The 25,773-nt window shown below is 72.8% G+C and carries 17 protein-coding genes; 8 read left to right on the top strand and 9 right to left on the bottom strand.

Annotation, left to right across the window (positions count from 1 at the left end):
• Positions 1–18: 18 nt before the first annotated feature.
• From AC3AGO_RS05330 to AC3AGO_RS05305, 6 genes are all read left to right on the top strand, one after another.
• Positions 19–915: a hypothetical protein gene (locus AC3AGO_RS05330; protein WP_487824543.1), complete on the top strand. Its 897-nt coding sequence runs from the start codon at positions 19–21 to the stop codon at positions 913–915.
• A gap of 51 nt (positions 916–966) precedes the next feature.
• Positions 967–5,787 carry a coiled-coil domain-containing protein gene (locus AC3AGO_RS05325; RefSeq protein ID WP_487818942.1) on the top strand — a complete coding sequence of 1,607 codons (4,821 nt, stop codon included), beginning with the start codon at positions 967–969 and terminating at the stop codon, positions 5,785–5,787.
• A gap of 558 nt (positions 5,788–6,345) precedes the next feature.
• Positions 6,346–9,108: a sensor histidine kinase gene (locus AC3AGO_RS05320; RefSeq protein ID WP_487818941.1), complete on the top strand. Its 2,763-nt coding sequence runs from the start codon at positions 6,346–6,348 to the stop codon at positions 9,106–9,108.
• The gene (locus tag AC3AGO_RS05315) at positions 9,105–9,542 is read left to right on the top strand and encodes a roadblock/LC7 domain-containing protein (RefSeq protein WP_487818940.1); all 438 of its coding nucleotides are present in this window, start codon (positions 9,105–9,107) and stop codon (positions 9,540–9,542) included. Before AC3AGO_RS05320 ends, AC3AGO_RS05315 begins: the two co-directional genes overlap by 4 nt.
• The gene (locus AC3AGO_RS05310; protein WP_487818939.1) at positions 9,539–9,982 is read left to right on the top strand and encodes a DUF742 domain-containing protein; all 444 of its coding nucleotides are present in this window, start codon (positions 9,539–9,541) and stop codon (positions 9,980–9,982) included. The genes AC3AGO_RS05315 and AC3AGO_RS05310 overlap by 4 nt, the downstream gene beginning before the upstream one ends.
• On the top strand, positions 9,963–10,589 hold the full coding sequence (locus AC3AGO_RS05305; protein ID WP_487818938.1) for a GTP-binding protein: 627 nt from the start codon (positions 9,963–9,965) through the stop codon (positions 10,587–10,589). Before AC3AGO_RS05310 ends, AC3AGO_RS05305 begins: the two co-directional genes overlap by 20 nt.
• Positions 10,590–10,608: 19 nt before the next feature.
• Here the strand turns inward: AC3AGO_RS05305 and glpK are convergent, their stop codons facing one another.
• The 7 genes from glpK to AC3AGO_RS05270 all read right to left on the bottom strand — a co-directional run bounded on the left by glpK (position 10,609) and on the right by AC3AGO_RS05270 (position 20,017).
• Positions 10,609–12,120: a glycerol kinase GlpK gene (glpK, locus tag AC3AGO_RS05300; protein WP_487818937.1), complete on the bottom strand. Its 1,512-nt coding sequence runs from the start codon at positions 12,118–12,120 to the stop codon at positions 10,609–10,611.
• A gap of 118 nt (positions 12,121–12,238) precedes the next feature.
• On the bottom strand, positions 12,239–12,973 hold the full coding sequence (locus AC3AGO_RS05295) for an MIP/aquaporin family protein (RefSeq protein WP_487818936.1): 735 nt from the start codon (positions 12,971–12,973) through the stop codon (positions 12,239–12,241).
• Positions 12,974–13,124: 151 nt separating this feature from the next.
• The gene (locus tag AC3AGO_RS05290; RefSeq protein WP_487818935.1) at positions 13,125–14,819 is read right to left on the bottom strand and encodes a bifunctional diguanylate cyclase/phosphodiesterase; all 1,695 of its coding nucleotides are present in this window, start codon (positions 14,817–14,819) and stop codon (positions 13,125–13,127) included.
• A gap of 102 nt (positions 14,820–14,921) precedes the next feature.
• Positions 14,922–16,121, bottom strand: coding sequence for a lipid-transfer protein (locus tag AC3AGO_RS05285; protein ID WP_487818934.1), 1,200 nt, complete (start codon positions 16,119–16,121; stop codon positions 14,922–14,924).
• Positions 16,118–16,603, bottom strand: a complete 486-nt coding sequence (locus AC3AGO_RS05280; protein WP_487818933.1) for a Zn-ribbon domain-containing OB-fold protein — start codon at positions 16,601–16,603, stop codon at positions 16,118–16,120. Before AC3AGO_RS05280 ends, AC3AGO_RS05285 begins: the two co-directional genes overlap by 4 nt.
• A gap of 226 nt (positions 16,604–16,829) precedes the next feature.
• A complete protein-coding gene (locus tag AC3AGO_RS05275; RefSeq protein WP_487818932.1) occupies positions 16,830–17,648 on the bottom strand; it encodes a M15 family metallopeptidase in 819 nt (272 codons plus the stop codon).
• 14 nt (positions 17,649–17,662) lie between these two features.
• Positions 17,663–20,017, bottom strand: a complete 2,355-nt coding sequence (locus tag AC3AGO_RS05270; protein ID WP_487818931.1) for a glycoside hydrolase family 31 protein — start codon at positions 20,015–20,017, stop codon at positions 17,663–17,665.
• A 324-nt stretch (positions 20,018–20,341) separates the two neighbouring features.
• On the opposite strand from AC3AGO_RS05270, the gene AC3AGO_RS05265 reads away from it, so the two are divergent.
• Positions 20,342–22,366 carry an acetoacetate--CoA ligase gene (locus AC3AGO_RS05265; RefSeq protein WP_487818930.1) on the top strand — a complete coding sequence of 675 codons (2,025 nt, stop codon included), beginning with the start codon at positions 20,342–20,344 and terminating at the stop codon, positions 22,364–22,366.
• Between the two features lie 130 nt (positions 22,367–22,496).
• Positions 22,497–23,396, top strand: a complete 900-nt coding sequence (locus AC3AGO_RS05260; protein WP_487818929.1) for a hypothetical protein — start codon at positions 22,497–22,499, stop codon at positions 23,394–23,396.
• Between the two features lie 94 nt (positions 23,397–23,490).
• Here the strand turns inward: AC3AGO_RS05260 and ptsP are convergent, their stop codons facing one another.
• Both ptsP and AC3AGO_RS05250 read right to left on the bottom strand, forming a co-directional pair.
• Complete coding sequence (ptsP, locus tag AC3AGO_RS05255) at positions 23,491–25,161, bottom strand: phosphoenolpyruvate--protein phosphotransferase (RefSeq protein ID WP_487818928.1); 1,671 nt, start codon at positions 25,159–25,161, stop codon at positions 23,491–23,493.
• Between the two features lie 123 nt (positions 25,162–25,284).
• Positions 25,285–25,734, bottom strand: a complete 450-nt coding sequence (locus AC3AGO_RS05250) for a PTS sugar transporter subunit IIA (protein WP_487818927.1) — start codon at positions 25,732–25,734, stop codon at positions 25,285–25,287.
• Positions 25,735–25,773 lie beyond the last annotated feature (39 nt).

Below are 25,773 nucleotides of genomic sequence, written 5' to 3'. Positions count from 1 at the left end.
GAACTCGGTGTTGACGCCGTGCCGGAGACGGCCGCGTACGCCCCGGCGGAGGCCCCCGCCGAGGAAACCCGCAAGGCCGTCACGCCCGCCGACGCCGCGGACGCCGCGCGCCTCGTGTCCTTCGGGCTGCATCCCAAGCTGCTGCCGGCCCGGGACGCCGAATACGGCGAACTGCTGCGCAGATACCGGGAGGAGACCGCCTTCGCCCGGCTCGCCGACGCCGTCGCCACAGGGCTCGGGCTGGTCGTGCTGGAGGTGTCGTCGCGCGCCGGCATGGCCCTCACCGCGGACGAGGACTCCGTCTTCTCCGTCCGCATGGGCGACTACGCGCGCCGTGCCACCGCCGACTCGGCCGACCGCTTCCTGCACGGGCTCGCCCATCTCGCCGTCGCCGCCATGGCGTTCCCCCGCCCCGAGGACCTCGCCGACGACGGCTACATCGGACGCATCACCGTCAACGGGGTGGACGCCTTCGTCCGGCAGGCCTGCCGCAAGCTGGAGGAGCGCGCCGAGGAGCAGGGGGAGAACACCGACCCCGCGACCGACGCGCCCGGTCTGGAGTCCGCTTGGCGGGTGTACGCGCGCCGCAGCTCCACCGGCGCCACCAAGGACGCCCGCCGGCTCGCCGGTTCGACGACGGGCATCATCGCCAAGGCCGTCGCCTTCCTCGCCGACTCCGGCTTCCTGCAGCGCACCGGCGACGACGCGGGCGGTACGTACCGCACGACGGCGCGCTATCAGCTCCAGGTGCGGGACATGGCGGGCAGCGCCGCCATGAGCGAGCTGCTGGAGCTGGGCGTGGTGCCGGTCAGCGACGGCACCGCCAGCCTCGTGCCGCCCGAGGAGAGCGAGGGCATCGAGCTGGCGCCCGACGCCGGCCTGCCCTTCCACGACAGCGCGCAGCCCGGGTCCTGACCCGCCCCGACACGACCTTCTCCCCGTACCCACCAACGAGAGCCCGCCGCCATGTACGAGCTGTCCCGGATCCGCCTCTACTCCATCGGGCCCGCCGGTGCGCGCTACGCCGACACCGTGCTGGACCTGCGCGGAGTCGGTGACCCGGTGCCCAGCCCCGCGCCCGCGCAGGCGGACTTCTTCGAGGACGAGCCCGCGGGACCGCCGCGCCGGCCGGCCCAGGCGGGGGTGCTGTTCCTGGAGAACGGCGGCGGCAAGTCCGTCCTGCTGAAGCTGATCTTCTCGGTGATGCTGCCCGGCCACCGGAACACGCTGGGCGGCGCCAGCTCCGGCGTGCTGCGCAAGTTCCTGCTCGCCGACGACTGCGGACACGTCGCGCTGGAGTGGCAGCACACGCGCACCGGCGAGAGCATCGTCGTCGGCAAGGTCAGCGAGTGGCGGGGGCGGCAAGTCTCCAACGACCCGCGGAAGTTCGCCGAGGCCTGGTATTCGTTCCGGCCAGGCCCCGGCATGAGCCTGGACTCCCTGCCGGTCGCCGAGACCACGGCGCTGCGCCCCTCCTCCGAGGGCGCCTCCGCGGCCCGCGGGCGCCGCCGCACGATGAAGGGCTTCCGCGACGTCCTGACCGAGACGGGCAAGGCGTACCCGAATCTCGACGTCGTGTGGGAAGAGATCCACGAGCGCTGGAACGAGCACCTGACCGGCCTCGGCCTCGACCCCGAACTCTTCCGCTACCAGCGGGAGATGAACGCCGACGAGGGCGAGGCGGCGGGCCTGTTCGCCGTCAAGAACGACTCGGACTTCACCGACCTGCTGCTGCGCGCCGTCACCGACACCCGGGACACCGACGGTCTCGCCGACCTGGTGCACGGCTTCGCGCACAAGCTGGGCCGGCGCGCCGAGCTCACCGCCGAGCGCGACTTCACCGCCGGCTCCCTGGAGCACCTCAACCGCATCGCGGAGACCGCCGAACAGCGCGACCGCGCCCGCGAGATCCACACGGCGGCCGAGCACCGTACCCGTACGCTCGCGCGCAGGCTGTCCGCCCGCGGTACGCAGGAGCGGGGCCGCGCCGCCGAGCTCGCCGAACAGGCGGAGCAGGCGAGGGAGGCCGTCACCGGCGCCGAGGACGCGCGCGGCCGCGCCTCCCGCGTCGCCGCCGAACTCGCCTACCGGCACGCGTCGTTGGCCCTCGCCGCGGCCGAGAAGGCGGCCGCCGCACAGCGCCGCGAGCTGACCGAGGCCCGTACGCTGCACTCCGCCTGGCAGGCCGCCGAGACCGTGCTGGCGCACCGTACGGCAGCCGACCGTTCCGCGCGGGTGGCCGCCGCCATCCAGGAGGCCGAGCGGGACGCGGCACCCGCGCTGGCGGCCCGCGCCCAGGCCGCGACGGGCCTGGTGCGGGCCCTGCACGCCGCGGCCGAGGACGGCGAACGGCGCGCCGGTGAGCACGAGGAGCGTTCCGCGGCGCTGCAGACCGAGAGCGAGGCGGCGCACCGGGACGCCACGGCCGCCGCCACCGAGGCACAGCGCGCCCGCAGTGAGACCGAGCACCTGCGCCAGCGGCTGACGGAGGTCGAGCAGGAGACCGCGGAGGCCGTGCGCGCCGGCTGGCTGGACGACGCCTCGCCGGACGCCGACCCGGCGCGTGCCGCGCTCGCCGCCAGCGACGCCGAGAAGGAGGCCGTCGCCGCCTGGGAGAGCGCCCGCGACGCGGCCCTGCGCAGTGCGGAGCAGGCCAAGGAGGCCGCGGCGGAGCACTCCCGTGCCGAACTGGCCGCCGCGCGTGCGGTGGACGCGGCCGACGCGGCGGAGTCCGCGTACTCCGCGGAGGCCCGCGCGGCCGAGTCCCTGGGTGCGGAGGAGCGCCTCGCCGACCTGCTGGGTCTGCCCCGGGGAGCACAGGCCGAGGACGGCCGGGGCGGGTTGAGCGCCGAGGAGCTGGACCGGAACGCCGAGGAGCTGCGGAAGCTGCTCGACGACTCCGTGTCGGCCTCCGAACGGCAGCTGTTCGACCTGCGGACGGCCGCCGCCGAGGACTCGCGGATGCTCGGAGCGCTGGGTGACGGCGGGCTGCTGCCGCCCGGCCCGGACGTCGTCGCGACGGTGGAGTTCCTCGGCGAGCACGGTGTGCCCGCGCTGCCCGGCTGGCGCTATCTCGCGCAGGCCGTGGACCCCGCCGACCACGCCGATGTGCTCGCGGCCCGTCCTGAGCTGGTCGACGGCGTCGTCATCACCGACCCCGACAGCCACGCCCGCGCGCGCGAAGTCCTCGCGGGTGCGGCCCTGTTGCCCCGTTCGGCGGTCGCCGTCGGTACGGCAGCGGCGCTGCTCGCGCCCACCCCCTCACGGCAGGCGGGCGAGGAGTCCGGCGTCTTCCTCGTCCCGCCGAACCCGGCGATGCACGACGAGAACGCCGCCGACGACGAGCGCACCCAGCTGCGCGAGCGCGCCGCAGGCCGGGACGAGGAGATCCGTACGCTCGCGGCCCGTCTCTCCGGCGACCGCACGCTCGCCGCGGCCCTCTCCTCCTGGCGCGCCGGCTGCCCGCAGGGCCGCCTCGCCGAACTCGCCGCGACAGCCGCCGAGTCGCGTGCTGCGGCGGACACCGCGCAGCAGCACCTCGTGGACGCCCGTACGGTGCGCGCCGAGGCCGACGAGACCGCGGCCGAGACGGCGCGCGTACGGGACGAGCAGCAGGAGCGCGCGCAGCGTGCCCGGCGCAGCGCCGACGCGCTGTCCGGCCTCGCCTTCCGGCTGCGCGAGCGGGCCAACTGGCAGGCCAGGCTGCGGGAGCTGGCCGACGAGGCGGCCGCCGCCGAGGAGCGCGCCGACGCCATCGTCGAGCGCGCCCGCACCGCGGACGAGGAGCGGCGCAGCGCCCAGCGCTCGGCAGACGACGCGCGCCGTACGGCCCGTGCGCTGCGTGCCGAGCGGGCCGAGATCGCCGGTGTGCCGGACGATGTGGACGAGACGGCGACCGCGGAGGCCCCCGCCGGTTCGCTGCCCGACCTGCGCGAGGCCTACCGCTCCGCGTCCCAGCTGTACGAAAAGGTCGGCGTCGGCGCCGACTTGCGCGCCGAGCAGGCCCGGGCCGAGGGCGACGAGTCGGCGGCCCTGGCCACCCTCGACCGGCTGACCAACAAGGTGCGCACCCGCGCCGCGCAGCTCCTCGAAGGCCCCGACGGCGCCGACGGCCCGTCCCGGCAGGCCGCGGCGGCCCTCGCCGAGGCCCGGGTGCAGAAGCTGGAGTCGCGGACGTCGGAGGCCAGCGAGCAGTTGGGCAGGCTGCGCGGCGAGGCCGAGCGGCTGGCCCCCCAGGACGCCGAGGCGCACGCCGAGCTGACGGAGGAACAGGCGCCCTCCGATGCCGAGCAGGCGCAGACGCTGCTGCGTTCGGCGAACGGCGAACTGGCCGTGCGCACCGAGGAGCTGGAGGCGGCGCGCACCTCGCACGCCGAGCTCGTGCGTGCGCACCGCACAGCGGAGGACGCGGCCGGCGGGTTCGACGAGCAGGCCGCCATGCTGCGTGATCTGCTGCGCGATCCGCACCTCGCGGCGCCCGACGAGGAGACCGCGCAGCCCGAGCCGTACGCGGGCTCGCCCGCCGAGGCCCGGCAGGCGGCCTCGGAGGCCCGCCGGTCACTGCGCGGCTGCGCCACCGATCTGTCGTCGGCCGAGCAGGCCGTGCGCGAGGCCAGCGATCTGCTCGTGCGGCACGCCAACTCCACCAAGTTCGAGCAGGTGCGCACCCCGGCGCGGCAGCAGATCAGGGAGCTGCCGGCGGCCGCGCTGCCGGAGCACGCGTCCGCGTGGGCCGAGGCGTTCGCGCCCCGGCTGCGGGTGCTCAGCGACGAGCTGCAGCAGCTGGAGCGGAACCGCGACAGCATCGTCGACCGGCTGCGCGGCCTCGTGGAGACGTCGCTGACGACGCTGCGCGCTGCGCAGCGGCTGTCCCGGCTGCCGGAGGGGCTGGGGGAGTGGTCGGGGCAGGAGTTCCTGCGCATCCGCTTCGACGACCCGGATCAGGCCACGCTCACCGAGCGGCTGGGCGAGGTCATCGACGAGGCCACCCGGTCCGCGGTGCGCAAGAACTCCGATCTGCGCCGGGACGGCATGTCGTTGCTGCTGCGCGGTGTGAGCGCGGCGCTGCAGCCGCGCGGGGTCTCGGTGGAGATCCTCAAGCCGGACTCGGTGCTGCGGGCCGAGCGTGTCCCCGTCGGGCAGATGGGCGACGTGTTCTCCGGCGGGCAGCTGCTCACCGCGGCCATCGCGCTGTACTGCACGATGGCGGCGCTGCGCAGCAACGACCGCGGGCACGACAAGCACCGGCACGCGGGCACGCTGTTCCTCGACAACCCCATCGGACGCGCCAACGCGACGTATCTGCTGGAGCTGCAGCGCGCGGTCGCCGACGCGCTGGGCGTCCAACTCCTCTACACGACCGGCCTGTTCGACACGACGGCGCTCGCCGAGTTCCCCCTCGTCGTACGGCTGCGGAACGACGCGGACCTGCGGGCCGGGCTGAAGTACATCAGCGTCGAGGAGCATCTGCGCTCCGGTCTGCCGCAGCAGGACCCGGAGGGCGAGACGGTGCACGGTGAGATCACCGCGACCCGGATGTTCCGCCGTCCTGACGGGGCAGAGGAGGAGCCGGCTGCTGACGCTCCGTCGGAGACCGTGGAGGCGGCGGCCCCTGACGGTGCGCCGGCTCCTGCGCCGGCTCCTGCACCGGATCGTGCGGGGGAGGCTCCGGCGGATCCGGAGCGCCCCGGAATCCCAGCGGCCCGGGCCCGTCAGGACGGGGAGCCGTCTGCCGCCGGTCCCGTCGCCGGTCCCGCCGCGGACGGCGGTCCCGAGACGGACGGCTAGCGGACTCCTCGGCGGCGCGGTACGGAGCGCGGGCGCGGGCCAGCGCCCGGTCCCGTGCCGCGCTGCTCGGCTCCGACACCACCCCGTTCCGCTGGATCCACACCTGCCGGGTGACCCAGACGTCGAGGACGCCCCACGTGGCCGTGACGATGCCGGCGATCGTGCACAGCACCAGCGGAAACGCCGCCCACACTTCCGCGAAGGAACACAGCACGGCGGCCATGGTGAGCACGAGGGTCACCGCGACGGCGATGACCGCGCGGACGGCTGCCGTCCGGACCGGATCAGGCAGCCGGGGTTTCGCGTACATGATTCCTTCACTCCCCCTTCACGGTCTCTCGTACGCACGCCATTCCCCGTTCGTGTGGCCTCGCGTGTCCTGCGCCACAATCCTGTGAGCGCTGTCGGGGCATCGACGGACAACTCAGGATGAGGCACCCTGGACGGCCGGTTGCGGCGTGCGGACTCCTCTACGAGCGGGGGGCGCGGCAGTAGTAGGCTCACGCCGTTTGCTGTCGAAACTCGCCCCCACGCGGAGGGGTTGACGTAGGGGAGGCCATGCGCTTTCGCGGGAAGTCCATCCGCCGGAAGATCGTGGTGCTGCTGTTGGTGCCGCTGGTGTCCCTGGTGTCGATCTGGGGGTTCGCGACGTACATCACCAGTCGTGAAGCGGTCCAACTCCTCGACGCGACCCAGGCGATGGACAGCGTGGGCAGCCCCACCGAGGACGCGGTGCGCGCGATCCAGCGCGAGCGGCGCCAGATACTTGTCTATCTGGCCGACCCCCGTCGTTCGGACGCGCTGTCGCAGCTGCACAAGCAGCAGCGTGCCACCGATGCGGCCGTGGAGCAGATCCGGATCAATGCCGGTGACTCGGAGCTCCGTTCGGGCCTGCAGCCCCGGGCACTCGGCAGCCTCGACGATCTGGTCGACAGTCTGGACTCGCTGCAGAAGGTCCGCAATCGCGTCAGTGAGAACACCATCACGCGCGGCGGCGCCTTCCAGGCGTACAACGAACTCGTCGACTCCTGCTACACGTTCGTCAGTTCGCTCAACGGCCTCAATGACGTCGAACTGGAGAAGCAGGGTCGCGCACTTGTCGTACTGACCCGCGCCCGCGAGTATCTCTCCCGCGAGGACGGACTGATGGCCGCGGCGCTCGCCTCGGGCCATATGACCAGCGGCGACCGGCGTGCGTTCTCCGACCGGGTCGCCGAGCGCAACCTCGCCTACGACACCAACCTGTCGGTGCTGCCCGCCGAGGACCGCGAGGCGTACGAGAAGTACTGGAAGGGCACCGACGGCCGCACACTGCGCAGTTACGAGGACGCCGTCATCGCCTCGGGCTCGCACGCCGCCGACGGCAGCGGCGGGCCCGTCACCGCGGAGCGCTGGGAGTCGGCGACCTCCACCGTCCTCACGGACCTGGAACGCATCGGCTACGAGTCGCAGCAGCGCTATCAGGAGCGCGTCGACCCGTCCGCGACGGAGGTCATCCTGCGGGCGGTCGCGGCCGGTGTGCTCGGCTGCGTGGCCGTTCTCGCCTCGCTCGTCATCTCCTTCCGTGTGGGCCGCGGTCTGGTGCGCGACCTCAACACGCTGCGCAAGGAGGCCAACGAGTCCGCGGGCGTCCGGCTGCCCAGCGTGATGCGCCGCCTCGCCACGGGCGAGGAGGTCGACGTGGAGACCGAGGCGCCCCGCCTGGTCTACCCCGAGGACGAGATGGGCCAGGTCGGCCAGGCGCTCAACACACTGCAGCGGTCCGCTGTCGAAGCCGCCGTGAAACAGGCCGACATGCGCCGCGGTGTGTCCGAGGTATTCGTCAACCTCGCCCGGCGCAACCAGGTGCTGCTGCACCGTCAGCTGACTCTGCTCGACACCATGGAGCGGCGCACCGAGGACGCCGACGAACTGGCCGACCTGTTCCGCCTCGACCATCTGACCACCCGTATGCGCCGGCATGCCGAAGGTCTGGTCATCCTGTCGGGCTCCGCGCCCTCGCGGCAGTGGCGCAAGCCGGTGCAGCTGATGGACGTCGTACGGGCCGCGGTCGCGGAGGTCGAGAACTACGAGCGCGTCGAGGTGCGCAGACTCCCGCGGCTTGCCGTGGACGGCGGCGCGGTCGCCGACCTCACCCACCTGATCGCCGAACTCCTGGAGAACGCCACGGTGTTCTCGCCGCCGCACACCGCGGTCCAGGTGCTCGGCGAACGGGTCGCCAACGGCTTCACCCTGGAGATCCACGACCGCGGCCTGGGCATGCCGGCCGAAGCACTGCTGGACGCCAACCTGCGGCTCGCCGAGACACCCGAGTTCGAACTGTCCGACACCGACCGGCTCGGCCTGTTCGTGGTCTCCCGGCTCGCCCAGCGACAGGGCGTACGGGTCTCCCTGCAGACCTCCCCGTACGGCGGCACCACCGCCGTCGTGCTCATCCCCGGCACCGTCCTCACCGACACTCCGGCACGGGACGGGTCCACGGGCGACACCCTCGGCGGCGGGATCAAGGACGGCGGGACCGGCGAACTGCCCACCGCGCGGGCGCGCCGCCTGGAGATCGGCGCCCGGCGGGGCGCCCTCGACGGACCCGTCGAGCTGGAGAGCCCGCTGGACGGTGCGGAGGGCGAGGACACGACCGTGTCCGCCGTACGGGAGACCCTGGCGGGCGGCAGCACGGAGGCCGTCCAGCACCAACAGGCCCGCGACGAGACGGAACAGGCCCGCCCGGAAGCGGCGCCGCCGCCCGCCCCGCAGACGGCCCGGCTCCCGCAGCCGGACGCGGACGAGGACCCGGACGGGCCGCCCAAGCCGCTGCCGCGCCGCCGGCCCGGACCCGGCACACCGGTCCTCGTCGCCGACAACGGCCGTACGGTCGGCGAGGCGGCCGGGCGGCTGCCGCGCCGCGAGAAGCGCGCCAAGCCGGACGGACAGGAGCAGGACCGGACGGCGGAACAGCCGACCGCACGGCAGGCACCGGTCACGGAGCGGGACGAGGCCCCCGGGCGGGAGCCGGCGCCGGCGCCGGAGGACGGCGGCACCGTCGGCGGGCTGCCCCGCCGCGTGCGCCAGGCCAACCTCGCCCCGCAGTTGAAGAAGGACAGCGAGTCCCGCAAGGCCGCCGGAGGCGCCGGGGAGGACGCCCCCTCCGCGGACGACGGCGGCTGGGAGCGCGACGCGGACGAGGTCCGCAGCAGGATGTCGTCGCTGCAGCGCGGCTGGCAGCGCGGACGCAAGGACAACGCCGCACGGAGCGGTGACGGTCCGGGCGACGGAGCGGGGGAGACAGCACCAGGAACGACACCGGAGGGGGACGGTCCATGACCTCACCAGAAGCCGCACCGCAGAACGCCGGAAAAGGCGGCGAACTCGACTGGCTCCTCGACGAGTTGGTGGAGCGGGTCGGCAGCATCCGGAAAGCCCTCGTGCTCTCCGGCGACGGCCTGCCCCGCGGCGCCTCCCGGGACCTCACCCGGGAGGACGGCGAACACCTGGCAGCGGTGGCCTCCGGGTTCCACAGTCTTGCCAAGGGTGTCGGCCACCATTTCGACGTCGGCACGGTCCGGCAGACAGTGGTCGAACTGGACGAGGCCTTCCTGTTCGTCACCGCCGCCGGTGACGGCAGCTGCCTCGCCGTGCTCGCCGACGCCGAGTCCGACGTCGGACTGGTCGCGTACGAAATGACGTTGCTGGTCAAGCGGGTCGGTGCACATCTGGGCACCGCGCCCCGCACCGGCCTGCCGGACTCAGGGACATGACGGACCGCTGGTTCGACGACGCTGCAGGACCCGTGGTGCGGCCGTACGCGATGACGCGCGGCCGCACCCGCGGCAGTGCCGACGACGCGCGCCTCGATCTGATCGCGCAGGTCGTCGCGGAGTCCCTGGACGACAGTCCGGGCGACGCTCCGGGCGAGGGGGCGGACGATGCCGCGGAGGCGGCGGCGTACGACAGTGCGCTGCACGCCGACGGCATGCTGGCACCCGAGCACATCGACATCGTCCTGCTGTGCCGCACGTCCCCCCTGTCGGTCGCCGAACTGGCAGCCGAACTCGACCTGCCTGTCGGGGTCGTGCGCGTCCTCGTCAGTGACCTCATCGACGCGGAGTGGGTCCGCGTCAGCCGCCCCGTTCCGCCGGCCGATCTGCCGGACGAGAGCATTCTCCGAGAGGTGATCGATGGCCTTCGGGCGCTCTAAGCGCGCATCCCAGAAGTCCGCGCCCGCGGCACCGGTGACACTCAAGATCCTGGTGGCCGGCGGGTTCGGGGTCGGCAAGACGACCCTCGTCGGGGCGGTGAGCGAGATCAAGCCGCTGCGCACCGAGGAGATGCTGACCGAGGCCGGCCGTCCCGTCGACAACACGCAGGGGGTGGAGGGGAAGTCCACCACGACCGTGGCCATGGACTTCGGCCGGATCACCCTGCGCGACGATCTCGTGCTGTATCTGTTCGGCACCCCCGGACAGGACCGGTTCTGGTTCCTGTGGGACGAGTTGGCGCAGGGCTCGCTCGGCGCCGTCGTCCTCGTGGACACCCGCCGGCTGGAGGAGAGCTTCGCCGCCGTCGACTACTTCGAGCGCCGCGGCATCCCGTTCACCGTGGGCGTCAACTGTTTCGAGGGCGCCCAGCAGTACGCCCCGGACACCATCCGGGACGCACTGGACCTGGACGCGTCCGTACCGGTTGTGCTGTGCGACGCGCGCGAACGGGAGTCCGCCCGCGACGTGTTGATCTCCGTGGTGGAGCACGCCATGCGGCGCGCCGCCCAGCGCGACGGGGAGCGGCAGCCCGCGCCCGCGCCGTGACCGCCGGGCGGCGCGGCACTCAGCCGGCGCCGTCCTGCTCCCAGCCGAAGCTGCGCTCCACGGCCTTGCGCCAGTTGCCGTACTCCCGCTCCCTTTCCTCCGCACCCATGCGCGGCGCCCATTCGGCGTCGCGCTTCCAGTGCGACCTGAGCTCGTCGAGGTCCTGCCAGACGCCGGTGGCGAGGCCCGCCGCGTACGCCGCGCCCAGACAGGTCGTCTCGGCCACCACCGGACGGATCACCGGCACGCCCAGCACGTCCGCCTGATGCTGCATCAGCAGCCCGTTGACGGTCATGCCGCCGTCCACCTTGAGGCTGGTGATCTGCACGCCGGAGTCCTGGTACATGGCGTCCACGACCTCCCGCGTCTGCCAGCTCGTCGCCTCCAGCACGGCCCGCGCCAGGTGCGCCTTGGTGACGTAGCGGGTCAGACCGGTGATCACACCGCGTGCGTCGGAACGCCAGTACGGCGCGAACAGCCCGGAGAACGCGGGCACGATGTACGCGCCCCCGTTGTCGTCCACGCTCGCGGCGAGCGACTCGATCTCATCCGACTCGCTGATGATGCCCAACTGGTCGCGGAACCACTGCACGAGCGCGCCCGTGATGGCGATCGAGCCCTCCAGACAGTAGACGGCGTCCTCGCCGCCCAGCTGGTAACCCATCGTCGTGAGCAGCCCGTTCTTGCTGGCCACCGGGCGGGTGCCGGTGTTGAGCAGCAGGAAGGAGCCGGTGCCGTAGGTGTTCTTGGCCTCGCCGACGTTGTAGCAGGTCTGCCCGAACACGGCCGCCTGCTGGTCACCGAGCGCCGACGCGACCGGTACGCCCGCCAGCTGGCCGACGGCCGTCCCGTACACCTCGGCCGAGGACTTGATCTCTGGCAGAACGGCGGCCGGTACGTCCATCGCGTCCAGGATGGACTGGTCCCACTGCAGGGTCTCCAGGTTCATCAGCATGGTGCGCCCGGCGTTGGTGACGTCGGTGACGTGCACGCCGCCGTCGGTACCGCCGGTGAGGTTCCAGATGAGCCAGGAGTCGATGGTGCCGAAGGCGATGTCACCGTTCGCGGCGCGCTGCCGCAGCCCGGGCACGTTGTCCAGCAGCCAGGCCGCCTTGGGCCCGGAGAAGTAGCTCGCCAGCGGCAGCCCCGTACGGTCGCGGAAGCGGTCCTGGCCGTCGGCGCCGCCCAGTTCGGCGCAGAGCGCCGAGGTACGGGTGTCCTGCCAGACGATCGCGTTGTGCACAGGTTTGCCGGTGGCGCGGTCCCACAGGACCGTCGTCTCCCGCTGGTTGGTGATGCCCACGGCGCTCAACTGGTCGGGGCGCAGGCCGGCCTTGGCGATGGCCCCGGCGACGACGGCCTGCACCTTGGCCCAGATCTCGGTGGCGTCGTGCTCCACCCAGCCGGGCTTCGGGAAGATCTGGCGGTGTTCGCGCTGGTCCACGGCGACGATCGCGCCGGCGTGGTTGAAGATGATGCAGCGGCTGGAGGTGGTGCCCTGGTCGATCGCGGCTACGAACTTGTCCGTCATGGAGTTATTCCCTCTCAGGAATGCGCGTGGCTCAGGAATACGCGTGGGGCGCGTCGGGTGCGCGCGGTCTGCGCGCGGAGTACGTGCCCGAGGTGCGGCACGGCGGGCCGGGTGCGGCTCAGAAGGCGAGGTTGAAGATGCCGGCGGCGATCGCACCTCCGGCGAGCGGACCCACGACCGGCACCCAGGCGTAACCCCAGTCGGAGGTGCCCTTGTTGGGGATCGGCAGCAGCTGGTGCGCGATGCGCGGGCCCAGGTCGCGGGCGGGGTTGATGGCGTAGCCCGTCGGCCCGCCGAGGGAGAGGCCGATGCCCGTCACCAGCAGGGCGACGACGAGCACCTGGGTGCCCGACTGGCCCAGCCCCTTGGTCATGCCGAACGCCAGGATGGGCAGCACCAGCGCCACCGTCGCGATGATCTCGGTGACGAGGTTCGCCGCGGGATTGCGGACCTCCGGGATGGTGGAGAAGTTCCCGAGGGTGGCCTGCGTGTCCTCCGGGTCGACGTTCGCCGCGAACTGCGCGTAGTACGTGGCCCAGGCCAGCACGGCACCGATGACGGCGCCCACCATCTGGCCCAGGATGTACACCGGCACCTTGCTCCACTCGCCGGTGTCGATGGCGATGCCCACGGTCACGGCCGGGTTGATGTGCCCGCCGGACAGCGGAGCGGCCGTGTACGCGCCGGCCAGCACGCCGAATCCCCAGCCGAAGGCGATGACGATCCAGCCGGAGTTTCTCGCCTTGGAGAAGCGCAGGTTGACGGCGCAGCAGACACCGGCGCCGAAGAGGATCAGGATCGCGGTCCCGATCACCTCTCCCGCGAAGATGTCCCCGCTCGAGAATTGGTCCATGACGGCTCCTTGTGCCCTCGGCCGGGGCTCCTGCCCCGGCGTCCCCTGTAGGGTGCGTGCGTCCGTGGCAACGGAGCCCGCACCGGGGCACTCAGCGAGGGATGGCCGCCCGCGCCCCGCCCGGCCTCCGCGACGAGCGTGACGGCAGTGTTCAACGCTGGTGAGGGACCGTCAAGGACATGGACGTGACGGACTGTCCGCGCCCGCCCCGCAGCACCTCGTGACCCGTCGTGCCGGGGCGCGCCAGCACCCAGCTCGCGCCCTCCAGATCCTTCGCGGCCTTCTTCAGCGGTGCCAGACAAGACGCGGCCTGCGGGTGCCCGGCCACACTGCCCGGTGCGCACACGACGGTCGCCAGCGACAGTGTGACCGGCGAACCCCCGGCGCTCCAGGGCACGTCGAGCACCGCGGCGGCCAGCGCGTCCAGTTCGGCGGGGGCGCACAGCAGCAGGAAGTCGTCGCCGCCGATGTGCCCCACCCGGCACTCCTCCCGGCCCGACGCGGCCCCGGCCAGCGTCCGCCCGATGTCCCGGATCAGCTCGTCGCCCGCCGCGAAGCCCGCTCCGTCGTTGACCGCCTTGAACCCGTCGACGTCCAGCCAGCTCAGCGCGAACGCCCTGCCCTGCCCGACGCGCCGTGCCACCTCAGCGCTGACCGCGTCCGAACCGGGCAGCCTGGTCAGCGGGTTGAGGGATGCCGCCTCCTCCACACGGGACTCCGCGAGCGCCCGCACGATGTCCGCCAGCCGTACGACGCCGACACAGCGCCCCGCGTCGTCGGTGACGGCCACGTCGTCGGCCGTACGGGAGCGTTCGTCCGCGGCGACCACGTCCAGCACCTCCCAGGCGGTCGCCCCGGTACGGACCGTACGGGCGGCGTCGGCGAGCCGGGCCGCGGGACGGTCGGCGTACAGGGCGTGTCCGTACCGGCCGGACAGGGAAAGCAGGAAGCGGTCCCTGTCGATCGCGCGGACCGGTACGCCCCTGTCGTCCGTCAGCAGCACACCGGACACCCCGTGCGCGCTGGTGAGCAGCGCCCGTACCTCCTCGGCCGAGGCGGACAGCGGCAACAGGGCGGCGGGGCGGAGGAATTCGGCGACGGACGGGCCGGACGGCTCCGTGGGTGCGGGTGTGCGTGCGGGCACGGGGGAGGCGGGTTCCTCCGGGAAGTGCACGACAGCGGCCGCACGGCGTGCGGGCGGTGCGAACAGGTACCCCTGCGCCAGTTGCGCACCTGCCGCACGTGCGGCGGCGTACTGCCGTTCCGTCTCCACTCCCTCGACCGCCAGAAGTGCGCCGATGCCCTCGCACAGCCGGCGCACCCCACGGACGGCGGCACGCCTGGCCCGGTCCTCGGGCAGCGCGGTGGTGAGGGAAGCGTCCAGTTTGACGATGTCGGGCGACAGATCGGCCAGCAGCGTCAGCGGGACGTCGCCGTCGCCCACACTGTCGGCGCTGATGCGGAACCCGTCCTCGCGCAGTTTCGCCACACCCTCCAGCAGTGCCTGACGCGGCACGTGAGTGAACGGTGCGCCGATGTCCACGGTCACCTCGCTGGGACGGCGGCCGACTTCGCGCACCGCCTTGCGCAGCTGGGCGAGGTCGCCGAGGTCGGCGAGCGTACCGGCGAACACGTTGACGTGCAGCGGCAGCAGCGTCTCCTGGCGGGAGGCGGAGTGCACGCCGAGCGCGGCGAGTTCACTGTCGACGTCGGGGGACCGCCGGGCCGAGGCGACCACGTCCCCCGTCTCGGGCCTGGCCAGTATCTCCAGCGCCGCCACGGATCCCGTCGCGAGGTTCACGACCGGCTGGAAGGCGAAGCGCGGAGGGTCGGTCCAGGAAGGCACGGGAGCATGATGGCGCGAACCGGCGGTCCCCGCCGCCGGGTTCACGCGGAGTTCACGAGAGATTCCGGAGCGTTCCGGCCCGTGCCTCGCCCAGTCGCGCAGTCACCGTACGGCGACCACGGCCGAGCCGTGCCCGAACAGGCCCTGGTTGGCGGTGATTCCGGCCCGCGCGCCCGGCACCTGACGCTGTCCGGCCTGTCCGCGCAGCTGCCAGGTCAGTTCGCAGACCTGGGCGATGGCCTGCGCGGGGACGGCCTCCCCGAAGGACGCCAGCCCGCCGCTGGTGTTGACGGGCAGCCGCCCGCCGAGCGCCGTGGCACCCTCGCGCAGCAGTGCGGCGCCCCCGCCGGGCGGTGCGAGCCCCAGGTCCTCGTACCACTCCAGCTCCAGCGCCGTGGACAGGTCGTACACCTCCGCGAGCGACAGTTCGTCCGGCCCGAGCCCCGCCTCCTCGTACGCGCGGTGCGCGATGGAGGCACGGTGGCCGCGCTCCGGCTCCGGGACGACGGCCGCCGAGTCCGTTGCCACATACGGCAGATCGAGCAGCGTGTTCGGGTAGGACGGTGTGCCGGTGGAGACGGCGCGCACGCGCACCGGATCCGCGACGCCGTGCCGGCGGGCGAAGTCGAGGCTGGTGAGGACCAGCGCGGCGCCTCCGTCGGAGGTGGCGCAGATGTCCAGCAGCCGCAGCGGGTCGGCGACCACGGGGGAGGCGGCGACGTCCCCGGCGCTCACTTCCTTGCGGTAGCGCGCGTTCGGATTGAGCGCGCCCGCCGCGGCGTTCTTCACCTTGACCCGGGCGAAGTCCTCCGGGGTGTCACCGTGCAGCGCCATCCGGCGGCGCGCGTACAGCGCGAAATAGGCGGGGTTGGTGGCGCCCAGCAGCCGGAAGCGCAGCCAGTCGGGGTCGTCGGGGCGGTCGCCGCCGGCCGGTTTGAAGAACCCCTTGGGAGCCGCGTCGGCGCCGACCACCAGGACGGCCTCCGCCATGCCCGAAAGTATCTGCGCCCGCGCGGTGTTGACGGCCTGCGCCCCGGAGGCGCAGGCGGCGTACACGCTGCTCGCCCGCGCGCCCTGCCAGCCGAGCGCCTGCGCGAAGGTGGATCCGGCGACGTAACCGGGGTAGCCGCCGCGCACGGTGTCGGCGCCGACGACGGAGTCGATGCGCGTCCATTCCACACCGGCGTCCGCCAGCGCGTCGCGTGCCGCCCGCACGCCGTACTCCGTGAAGGGGCGCCCCCATTTGCCCCAGGGGTGCATGCCGGCGCCGAGTACCGCGATGTCCTCCAGCTGCCCGCTCACAGTCCGGCCTCCCGCTCTGTGCCGGACTGTGCGTCAACCGGCCGTCCTGTCACCGGTTTCCAGTGCCAGGTCGTCCAGGTGTACCCGTCGTCCTCGTTCAGCACCCCCGGTACCAGTTCGACCTCCATGCCGACCGACAGTTCGTCGACCGTCACGCCCGGGGGAGCCTGGCCGAGGACCACCATCCGTTCCGCCTCCAGCTCGACGGCCAGCAGTGCGTACGGCTCCCACGCGCGGCTCTCGTCCGTGACGTACGGCGGGGGAGGCGGGTAGCGCCCGTCGGTGTAGGACCAGATGCGGCCGCGCCGGGAGAGGGGCACCTCGTCGAGTTCGGTGCCGTCGCAGTGCGGGTTGCGGCAGAAGGTGTCCTCGCGCGGGAAGAACACGGCGTAGCAGGCGCGGCACATCGTGCCCAGCAGCGTGAACTCCTCGTCCTCGCCGCCGAACCATCCCTCGATGACGGGTGTACGCGTGCGTGTCACGGTTCCTCCCGGGTTATCTGACGGGTCGTCAGGGAGTGTGACACGGGGGCGTCCCGAGTGTCACGGGGAGGTCACCGGATGAGAACACGGGTGTACGGCAGGCGACCCCGGCGAACCGGAGGACCGGAGCCGGCGTCAACATCGGGCAAGTGCGGCGGCACGGGGCCGACGGGGGTGGTCCCGAGCCGCCGCACTGTTCTGTCCGGCAGGTTTCCGCGGGCCGGTCTCAGTGCCTTTCGACGGAGCGGTGGTCGACGGGGAAGTCGAAGTAGGAGTCCGGGAACGGCTCCTTGTCGTAGGTGAAGTGCCACCATTCCTCGGGCAGATTGGTGAACCCCGCCCGTTCCATCGCACCCTTCAGCCACAGCCGGTGCTTGCGCTGCTCGGGTGTGGTGCGCGGGTCCATCGTGTGGCTGCGGGTGTCGAAACAGTCGAACCCGGTGCCCATGTCGACGGAGTTGTCCGGGAAGCGCTCCTGCTGCGGCGCGTAGCACTTCTTCAGCGGCTCACCCGGAACGTACGGACGGGTGGGCACCGCCGGCAGTCTGACCACCGTCAGATCGACCGTACTGCCGCGGCTGTGCCCGGACTTCTCGGCGATGTAGCCGTCCTGGAAGAGCCGCGACTTCTCGACGTGAGGGTAGAACTCCTCCTTCATGCGCTCGTCCTCCAGGTCCTTCGCCCAGCGCACGAAGTGGTTCACGGCCCGCTGCGGCCGGTAGCAGTCGTACACCTTCAGCGTGTACCCGCTCTTCAGCAGCCCGCGCTGCACCTTCTTCAGCGCCTTGGCCGCCGGCTTCGTCAGCAGACAGGCCGGCTCCCGGTAACCGTCGACAGGATCGCCGGTGAAATTGTGCGGGGTGACGTACCGGATTTCCTGCACGATGCTCGGGTCGACCCTGTCGAGCGCCACGAACTCCTTGGGCGCCGCGGGCTCCTGAGAGTGCGTCGGGTGCTGCTCCGCCTGCGCGGCGGGAGCGGCAGCGAGCAGACCTGCCGCCGCCAGCAGCACCGTACTGAGCGTGCCGAATCGTCTGAGTGCCATGCACCCTTCATCTATCAGGTACGCACCCGCACCCGGTAGCCCACACGGCCGCCGTCCTCCCGCTCGACGACAGTCTGTCCTCCGCGCAGCCGCACCTGGAACCGTTCGGCCTCGGCCCGCTCCCAGCCGTCCCCGGCGTGACCGATCACCAGCCCGCTGCCCGTACGGCCCGGAGCAGGGGCCCACACCTCCAGCTCCGTCTCCCCGTCCTCGCCCGCCACCGGCACCGCGGCGCCCGCCCGCGCCAGCACGGGGATCCGCGACAGCGGCGCCCCGACCAGCACCTCGCGCGGCCCCTCGTACGCCTCCCCGGTGGCCGTGTCGTACCACCGGCCGTGCGGCAGCCGTACGGTGCGCGACCGCGCCCCCTCCTCCAGCACCGGCGCCACCAGCAGCGCGTCGCCCAGCAAGAAGGCGTCGTCGCACTCGCGCAGCGCCCGGTCGGAGGGATGCTGCCACCACAGGGGGCGCACATACGGGGCGCCGGTGCGGTGCGCCAGATGGGCGAGTGTCACGAAGTACGGCAGCAGCCGCTCCCGTTGCGCCATCGCCGCCGCGCAGTGCTCCAGTACGTCGTGGCCGAAGTCCCACGGGGCCCGTCCCGCGCGCCGCGCACCGTTCGTACGGAACAGCGGCAGGAAGGCACCCAGTTGGAACCAGCGCAGATACAGTTCCGCCGCCGGCGTGCCGCCCCCTCCTCCGATGTCCGGACCTGCGTACGGGATGCCGCTCAGTCCCATGCCGAGCACCAGCGACAGGGAGGCCCGCAGCCCCGACCAGCCGGTCTCCGGCTCACCCGTCCACGTGCCGCCGTACCGCTGCACGCCCGCCCAGCCCGACCGCGACAGTACGAAGGGCCGTTCGTCCGGCCGCAGTTCGCACAGTCCCGCGTAGCCCGCCTCGGCCATCGTCAGCGCGTACACGTTGTGCGCTTCCCGGTGGTCGCCCCCACGGCCCTCCAGCGCGTGCCGTGCGGACAGCGGCAGCGTCGGATCACCGAAGGCGGTACGGGAGGTCGGTTCGTTCATGCTGTGCCACACCCCGGAGAAGCCCTGCGCCAGCCGCTCCGCATACAGACCGCTCCACCATTTGCGCACCCGCGGATCCGTGAAGTCGGGGAACACGGACTCGCCCCGGCCCAGCACCCCGCGCACCTCGCGCCCCCGGGCGTCCCGCACATACGCATCGGCCGCCGTGCCGCTGTCGTACACGGGGCTGCCCGGGTCCGCGCGCACCGCGGGGTCTATGGCGGAGACCAGCCGGACATCGCCCTCGGCGCGCAAGTCGGCCGCCAGGCCCGGCAGATCGGGGAACCGTCCGCGGTCCACGGTGAACACCCGGTGCCCGTCGAAATGGCCGGTGTCCAGATGCAGCGCGTGCAACGGAAGATTCCGCTCCCGGTACCCGGCAGCAATCCGGCGCACCTCCTGTTCGCCGCCCGCGCCGCACCGTACGTGCTGATGCCCGAGTGCCCAGCGCGGCGGCAGCGCCGGTGCCCCGGTGAGCGCGGCCCACCCGTACAGCACCCTGGACGGCGCACCCGCCAGCACCCAGTAGCGCAACGGGCCGCCGGTGAACCGCGCTTCGGAACGGCCCGGTCTGTCGTGGCCCGACCCCCTGCCCTCGACGCCCTCCCGCAGAGTGATCCGGCCGTCCCAGGAGTTGTCCAGGAAGACGAGATGCGTGCCGGCGTCGGCGACGGCGAGCTGCACCGGCACCGTCACATGCAGCGGATCCGTGTGCTGTCCGAACGCCCCCGGGTCGGTGTTCCACAGCCGGTAGGCGCCCTCCCGCAGCCGCGGCCCCGCGGCCCGGCCGCCCAGGCCGAAGAACCGCGCGTCCGCCGTCACTTCGGACCGCAGCAGCCAGCGCGCCCCCGGACCCTCCGTCACTTCGGCGCCCTGTGCGCCCGGTTCACCCCGGTCGTGCAGCTCCCACCAGCGCGGCGGCAGATCCCGGCGCAGCAGCGCACCGCCCGGCGTCCGCACGGACACCGCGCCGAACCGGGACACCGTCACCAGCAGCCGTTCGGACACCACCCGCCAGCCGCCGTCCTTGTCCGGCTCCAGCTGCACCCGCTCGTCGGCCGCGGGACAGGTGCCGGCCAGCGCGTACGAGGGCTCCGGTTCGGCGCCGTCCCACCCGAGGAACACCGCACCGCCCACGGCCACCCGCACCCACAGCGACGACCGCTCGAACCGCACCACGCCGCCCCCCGGCCGCGGCTCGGCCGTCAGCGCCCTCCCCGGAACCCTGGCGCGCTCACCGTTGGCGCTGGGGAGGCCGGCCGCGTCCGCACGCCGCCGTCGCCACGCGGCACGCATCGTCCCGCGTGTCCGCACCACTCGCACCAAGCCCCGCGCATCCATGCTGCTCAGCCTCCCATTAGCGGTACCCCCAAGTCACCGCTGTTCAGCTGCCGTTCACCCGGGTTCAGACCGGACGCAGCCGTCCGGCAGCGGCGGACCGGCGAACGCGCGCGGACCGTGGCGCCCACCGCGCTCCGGGCACCCCCGCGCCCCGTCCTCCGTACGCCCCGCGTCCTGCTCCCCGTACGCCGCGGCACGTACGTGCCCCCGCCACACTCCTCCCTCCCGCACCATGTGGCCCCGACCCTGGCGCGACAGATGATCACATGGCATTGTCCTGGTCAGCCGTCGTCGATGCAGCCGTCGCACCTCCCGGGAGCAGCCATGTCCACCTCGCACGACCCCGCACCGCCCCACCCCCTGTGGCAGCCCTCCCCGGACCGCGTCGACCAGGCACAGCTCACCCGCTTCCACCGCTGGGCGGCCGAGCACCACGGCGCCCCCGACCTCGTACCGGGCGACCCCGCGGCCAACTACGGCGCCCTGCACACCTGGTCCGTCGATGAACTGCCCGCCTTCTGGCAGGCCGTCGCCGAATGGTTCGACGTCCGCTTCTCCACCCCGTACGAAACGGTGCTCGCCGACCGCAGCATGCCCGGCGCCCAGTGGTTCCCCGGCGCCACCCTCAACTACGCCGAGCACGCCCTCCGTACCGCCGAGGACCCGGCACGCGCCGACGAGCCCGCCCTGCTGCACGTCGACGAGAGCCACGCGCCCACTCCCGTCAGCTGGACCGAGCTGCGCCGCCAGGTCGGCTCCCTCGCGGCGGAACTGCGCCGCCTGGGCGTGCGCCCCGGCGACCGCGTCAGCGGCTATCTGCCCAACATCCCCGAGGCCGCCGTCGCCCTGCTGGCCTCCGCCGCCGTGGGCGCCGTCTGGACCTCCTGCGCACCCGACTTCGGCGCCCGCAGTGTCCTGGACCGCTTCCAACAGGTCGAACCCACCGTCCTGTTCACCGTCGACGGCTACCGCTACGGCGGAAAGGAACACGACCGCAGCGACACCGTCGCCGAACTGCGCGCCGAACTGCCCACCCTGCGCGCAGTCGTGCACGTCCCGCTGCTGGGCACCCCGGCGCCCGAGGGCACGCTCTCCTGGTCAGACCTGACAGCGTCCGACACGGCGCCCGTCTTCGAACCGGTCCCCTTCGACCACCCGCTGTGGGTGCTCTACTCCTCCGGCACGACGGGCCTGCCCAAGGCCATCGTCCAGTCGCAGGGCGGCATCCTCCTGGAGCACCTGAAACAGCTCGGCCTGCACAACGACATCGGCCCCGGCGACCGCTTCTTCTGGTACACGTCGACCGGCTGGATGATGTGGAACCTGCTCGTCTCCGGCCTGCTCGCCGGCTGCACGGTCATCACGTACGACGGCAGCCCGGGCTACCCGTCGACCGACGCGCAGTGGCGCGTCGCGGCGGAAACCGGCGCGACTGTGTTCGGCACCTCGGCGGCGTACATCATGGCCTGCCGCAAGGCCGGCGTACGTCCCGGCAGCGACCTCGACCTCAGCCGCGTCAAGTGCGTCGCCACGACCGGTTCACCCCTTCCGCCCGACGGCTTCCGCTGGATTCACGACGAGGTCTCGGACGACATGTGGATCGCCTCCGTCAGCGGAGGCACCGACGTCTGCAGCTGCTTCGCCGGCGCCGTCCCCACCCTCCCGGTGCACACGGGCGAGCTCCAGGCACCCTCCCTCGGCACGGACCTGCAGGCCTGGGATCCGCACGGCAAACCCCTCACCGACGAGGTCGGCGAACTCATCGTCACCAATCCGATGCCGTCCATGCCGGTGTCGTTCTGGAACGACCCCGACGGCATCCGGTACCGCGAGAGCTACTTCGAGATGTTCCCCGGCGTATGGCGGCACGGCGACTGGATCACCCTGACGTCCCGCGGCTCCGTCGTCATCCACGGCCGCTCCGACTCCACCCTCAACCGGCAGGGCGTCCGGATGGGTTCGGCCGACATCTACGAGGTCGTCGAACGCCTCCCCGAGATCCGCGAATCCCTCGTCCTCGGCGTCGAACAGCCCGACGGCGGCTACTGGATGCCGCTCTTCGTCCATCTCGCCGAGGGCGCCGTCCTCGACGACGCGCTGCGCGCCCGCGTGAAGGCCGCCATCCGCGAGGAACTCTCCCCGCGGCACGTCCCGGACGAGATCACCGAGATCCCCGGCGTCCCGCACACCCTCACCGGCAAACGCCTCGAAGTACCCGTCAAACGCCTGCTCCAGGGCACCCCCCTGGACAAGGCCGTCAACCCCGGCTCCGTCGACGACGCCGGCCTGCTGCGCTTCTACGAGCGCCTGGCCCGCGACCGCGCCGGACAGTCCGGCACCGCCGGCTGACAGCCTCACACCCACCCCGCCACGGGCCCCGGACCGGCAACGCCCGCCGCTCCGGGGCCCGTTGTCAGACCCCTCGACTACCGTCTGTGAACACCTGAACCGCAGGAGTTCACAACACTGAGGGGGACCCATGCCCCACACCCGAGCCCGCAAGCGACGCGGACCCCACCGGGCCCTGCGCCGTGAAATGACCGGCACCGTCGGACTGCTGGTCAGGGAGCCCGACTTCGCGCTCATGCGCGGATACCGCTCCTTCACCTTCGACGACCACCGCAGCTATCTGCGGCAGATGGAAGGACTGCTGCGCTCCCTCAGCGGGGAGGGCATCCACACCCGCGTCGCCTTCTTCGACCCCGCGGACTACGGCCTGTTCTGCCGCGTCGAGCGGCTCGACCCGGACTCCCCGGCCAGCCGCACCCGGTACGTGGCGGAGGTCGCCGCCGTCGGCGCCACCGTGCCGTACGCGGGCCAGCCGATGGCACGCCTCATCCAGCACCTCACCGACGCGCGCGTGTGCGAGTCAGCGGGCGAGCGCGCCGCCGCGGTGCTCGACAGGACGGGAAAGTGCGCGCGCTGCGGCGCCGACATTCCGCACCGCGCCTTCGACCGGGCCGTGCGCGCCCTGTCCGGACTGATGGCCGCGGCGGGGGAAGGCCGGCACCATCTGGTGTGCAGCGTCGGCGTGCCCGGCACTCCGCTCGTCACCGCGCTGGAGGCCCGTACGGGTCCCGGAGGCCTTCCGCCCAGCGTCCGCGAGGCCGCGGCCCTCGCCCTCACCACCGCGCTCGCCGCCGGCTTCGCCACCGACAGCCCCGGCGGTCTGGTGCTGCGCACGGAGCGGGAGGGCGTACAGGACGCCGTGCGCGGCTGGAGCCTGGAAGGCGGCTGGCTGCGGGCGTTGACCGCGGGAGAGGTCTTCACCGCGTACTGCACCGACCCCGCCACCGGCGAGCCGGTGGCCCCCGAGCCCGGCGTCGACTATCTGCCCGGCCTCGACCTCCCCGGACCGGGAGGTGATCTGCACTGCTGAGCCACATAGACCCGGGCCCGCACAGACAGCGGCCCCGGCACTGTCCTCCAGTACCGGGGCCGTCCGTCACACCATGGGGCTCACACCCCCGTGATCACTCTCCGGAGAGCACACCCTGCGCGGCGACCCGCGCCTCCTCGGCGCTGTCCGCGGCACGCGCCGCGGCAGCCGCGCGCTCGCACTGCGCGAGCGTGTGCTTCGACAGTGTGGCGCGCACGTACGGGATCGAAGCGGCGCCCATGGACAGGCTGGTGACGCCCAGTCCGGTCAGCACGCACGCCAGCAGCGGGTCGGCCGCCGCCTCACCGCACACACCGCAGCTCTTGCCCTCGGCCTTCGCCGCGTCCGCGGACGCCGCCACCAGGTCGAGCAGCGCCGGCTGCCACGGGTCCTGCAGACGGGACACCGCACCGACCTGACGGTCGGCGGCAAAGGTGTACTGCGCCAGGTCGTTGGTGCCCAACGACAGGAACTCCACCTCCTGCAGCACGGAACGGGCGCGCAGAGCGGCAGAGGGAATCTCCACCATCGCGCCGAACTTCGCCTGCAGCCCCGCCTCACGGCACGCGTCCGCGAACGCCTTCGCGTCCGTTCGGTCCGCCACCATCGGGGCCATCACCTCGAGGTACACCGGCAGTCCCTCGGCGGCCTTCGCCAGCGCGGTCAACTGCCCGCGCAGCACGTCGGGATGGTCCAGCAGCGTCCGCAGACCGCGCACACCCAGAGCCGGGTTCGGCTCGTCGCCGGGCGTCAGGAAGTCCAGCGGCTTGTCGGCACCCGCGTCCAGCACGCGTACCACGACCCGGCCCTCAGGGAACGCCTCCAGCACCTGCCGGTACGCCTCGACCTGCTTCTCCTCCGACGGCGCCTTGGTGCTGTCGTCCAGGAACAGGAACTCGGTACGGAACAGCCCCACGCCCTCGGCACCCGCGTCGACCGCGGCCGGAACGTCCGCGGGACCGCCGATGTTCGCCAGCAGCGGCACCTTGTGCCCGTCGGATGTGGCGCCCGGACCCTTCGCGGCCTCCAGAGCGGCCTTGCGCTCCTCGGCGGCCTTGTTCAGCTCGGCACGCTCGTCCGCGTCCGGGTTCACGATCACATCGCCGGTGCTGCCGTCGACCGCGACCACGGTGCCCTCGCCCAGCTCACCCGCACCGGGCAGCGCCACCACGGCGGGAACTCCCAGCGCCCGCGCGAGAATCGCGCTGTGGCTGGTCGGCCCGCCCTCCTCGGTCACGAAGCCCAGCACCAGAGCCGGGTCCAGCAGAGCGGTGTCCGCCGGCGCCAGATCCCGCGCGATCAGTACGTACGGCTCGTCGCTGTCCGGCACGCCGGGCATCGGCACACCCAACAGCCGCGCCACGATGCGGTTCCGCACGTCGTCCAGGTCGGCCACCCGGCCGGCGAGGTACTCACCGGCGTTCGCCAGCAGCGCCCGGTAGGCGGCGAACGCGTCGTACACCGCGCGCTCCGCCGTGCTGCCCACGGTGATCCGCCGCTCGACGTCCGCCTGCAGCTCCGGGTCCTGGGCCATCATGGCCTGGGCCTCCAGCACCGCCTGCGCCTCACCGCCGGCCAGATTGCCGCGCGCGTTCAGGTCGTTGGCCACGGCCTCCACGGCCTGCCGGGCCCGCTGCTGTTCGCGGGGAGCCTCGTCCGGCTCGATCTGCTTGGCCGGGGGTTCCAGCACAGCGGTGCCCATGTGCCGTACCTCGCCGATGGCCACGCCGTGACTGACGCCGACGCCTCGAAGCCTTGTGTCCATCTCACCCGTCTCCGGTCGTCGCGAAGGCACCGGGCCTCCGCTGGTGGTTCTCGTTCTGTGCGGACGTCCTCGTGTCCGGACGCTCCGGCTCCGCGGGAAGTTCCACGCAGCCGGCGAAGGGTGTCACTCCCAGGTGAAGAGGGTGCCGCCGGCGGCGATGTCGCCGTCCTCGGCAACCGCGGCGAGCGAGTCGGCCGTCGCCTCCAGCGCGATCACCGGGGAGACGGGGGACTTGCCGGCCTCCTCCACGGCGGCCGGGTCCCAGCGCACGACGGACTGTCCGCGCTGAACGGTGTCGCCCTTTGAGGCCAGCAGCTCGAAGCCGTCACCGTTCAACTGCACGGTGTCGATGCCCAGATGAGTCAGCACGCCGTGCCCGTCCGCGTCGACGACGACGAACGCGTGCGGGTGCAGAGAGACGATGATGCCGTCAACAGGGGAGACGGCCTCCGTGCGCTCGCGCACGGGATCGATGGCGGTACCCGGCCCCACCATCGCGCCCGAGAACACCGGGTCGGGAACGGCGGAGAGGCCGATGGCGCGTCCGGCCAGTGGTGACGTCACGGTGGTCATGGCAAGCCTCCGAAGGGCGAGAAATCGATCAGCCGCCGT

The sequence above is a fragment of the Streptomyces sp. BL1 genome (genome assembly GCF_057628045.1).
This window is presented reverse-complemented; position numbering and strand designations above follow the sequence as displayed.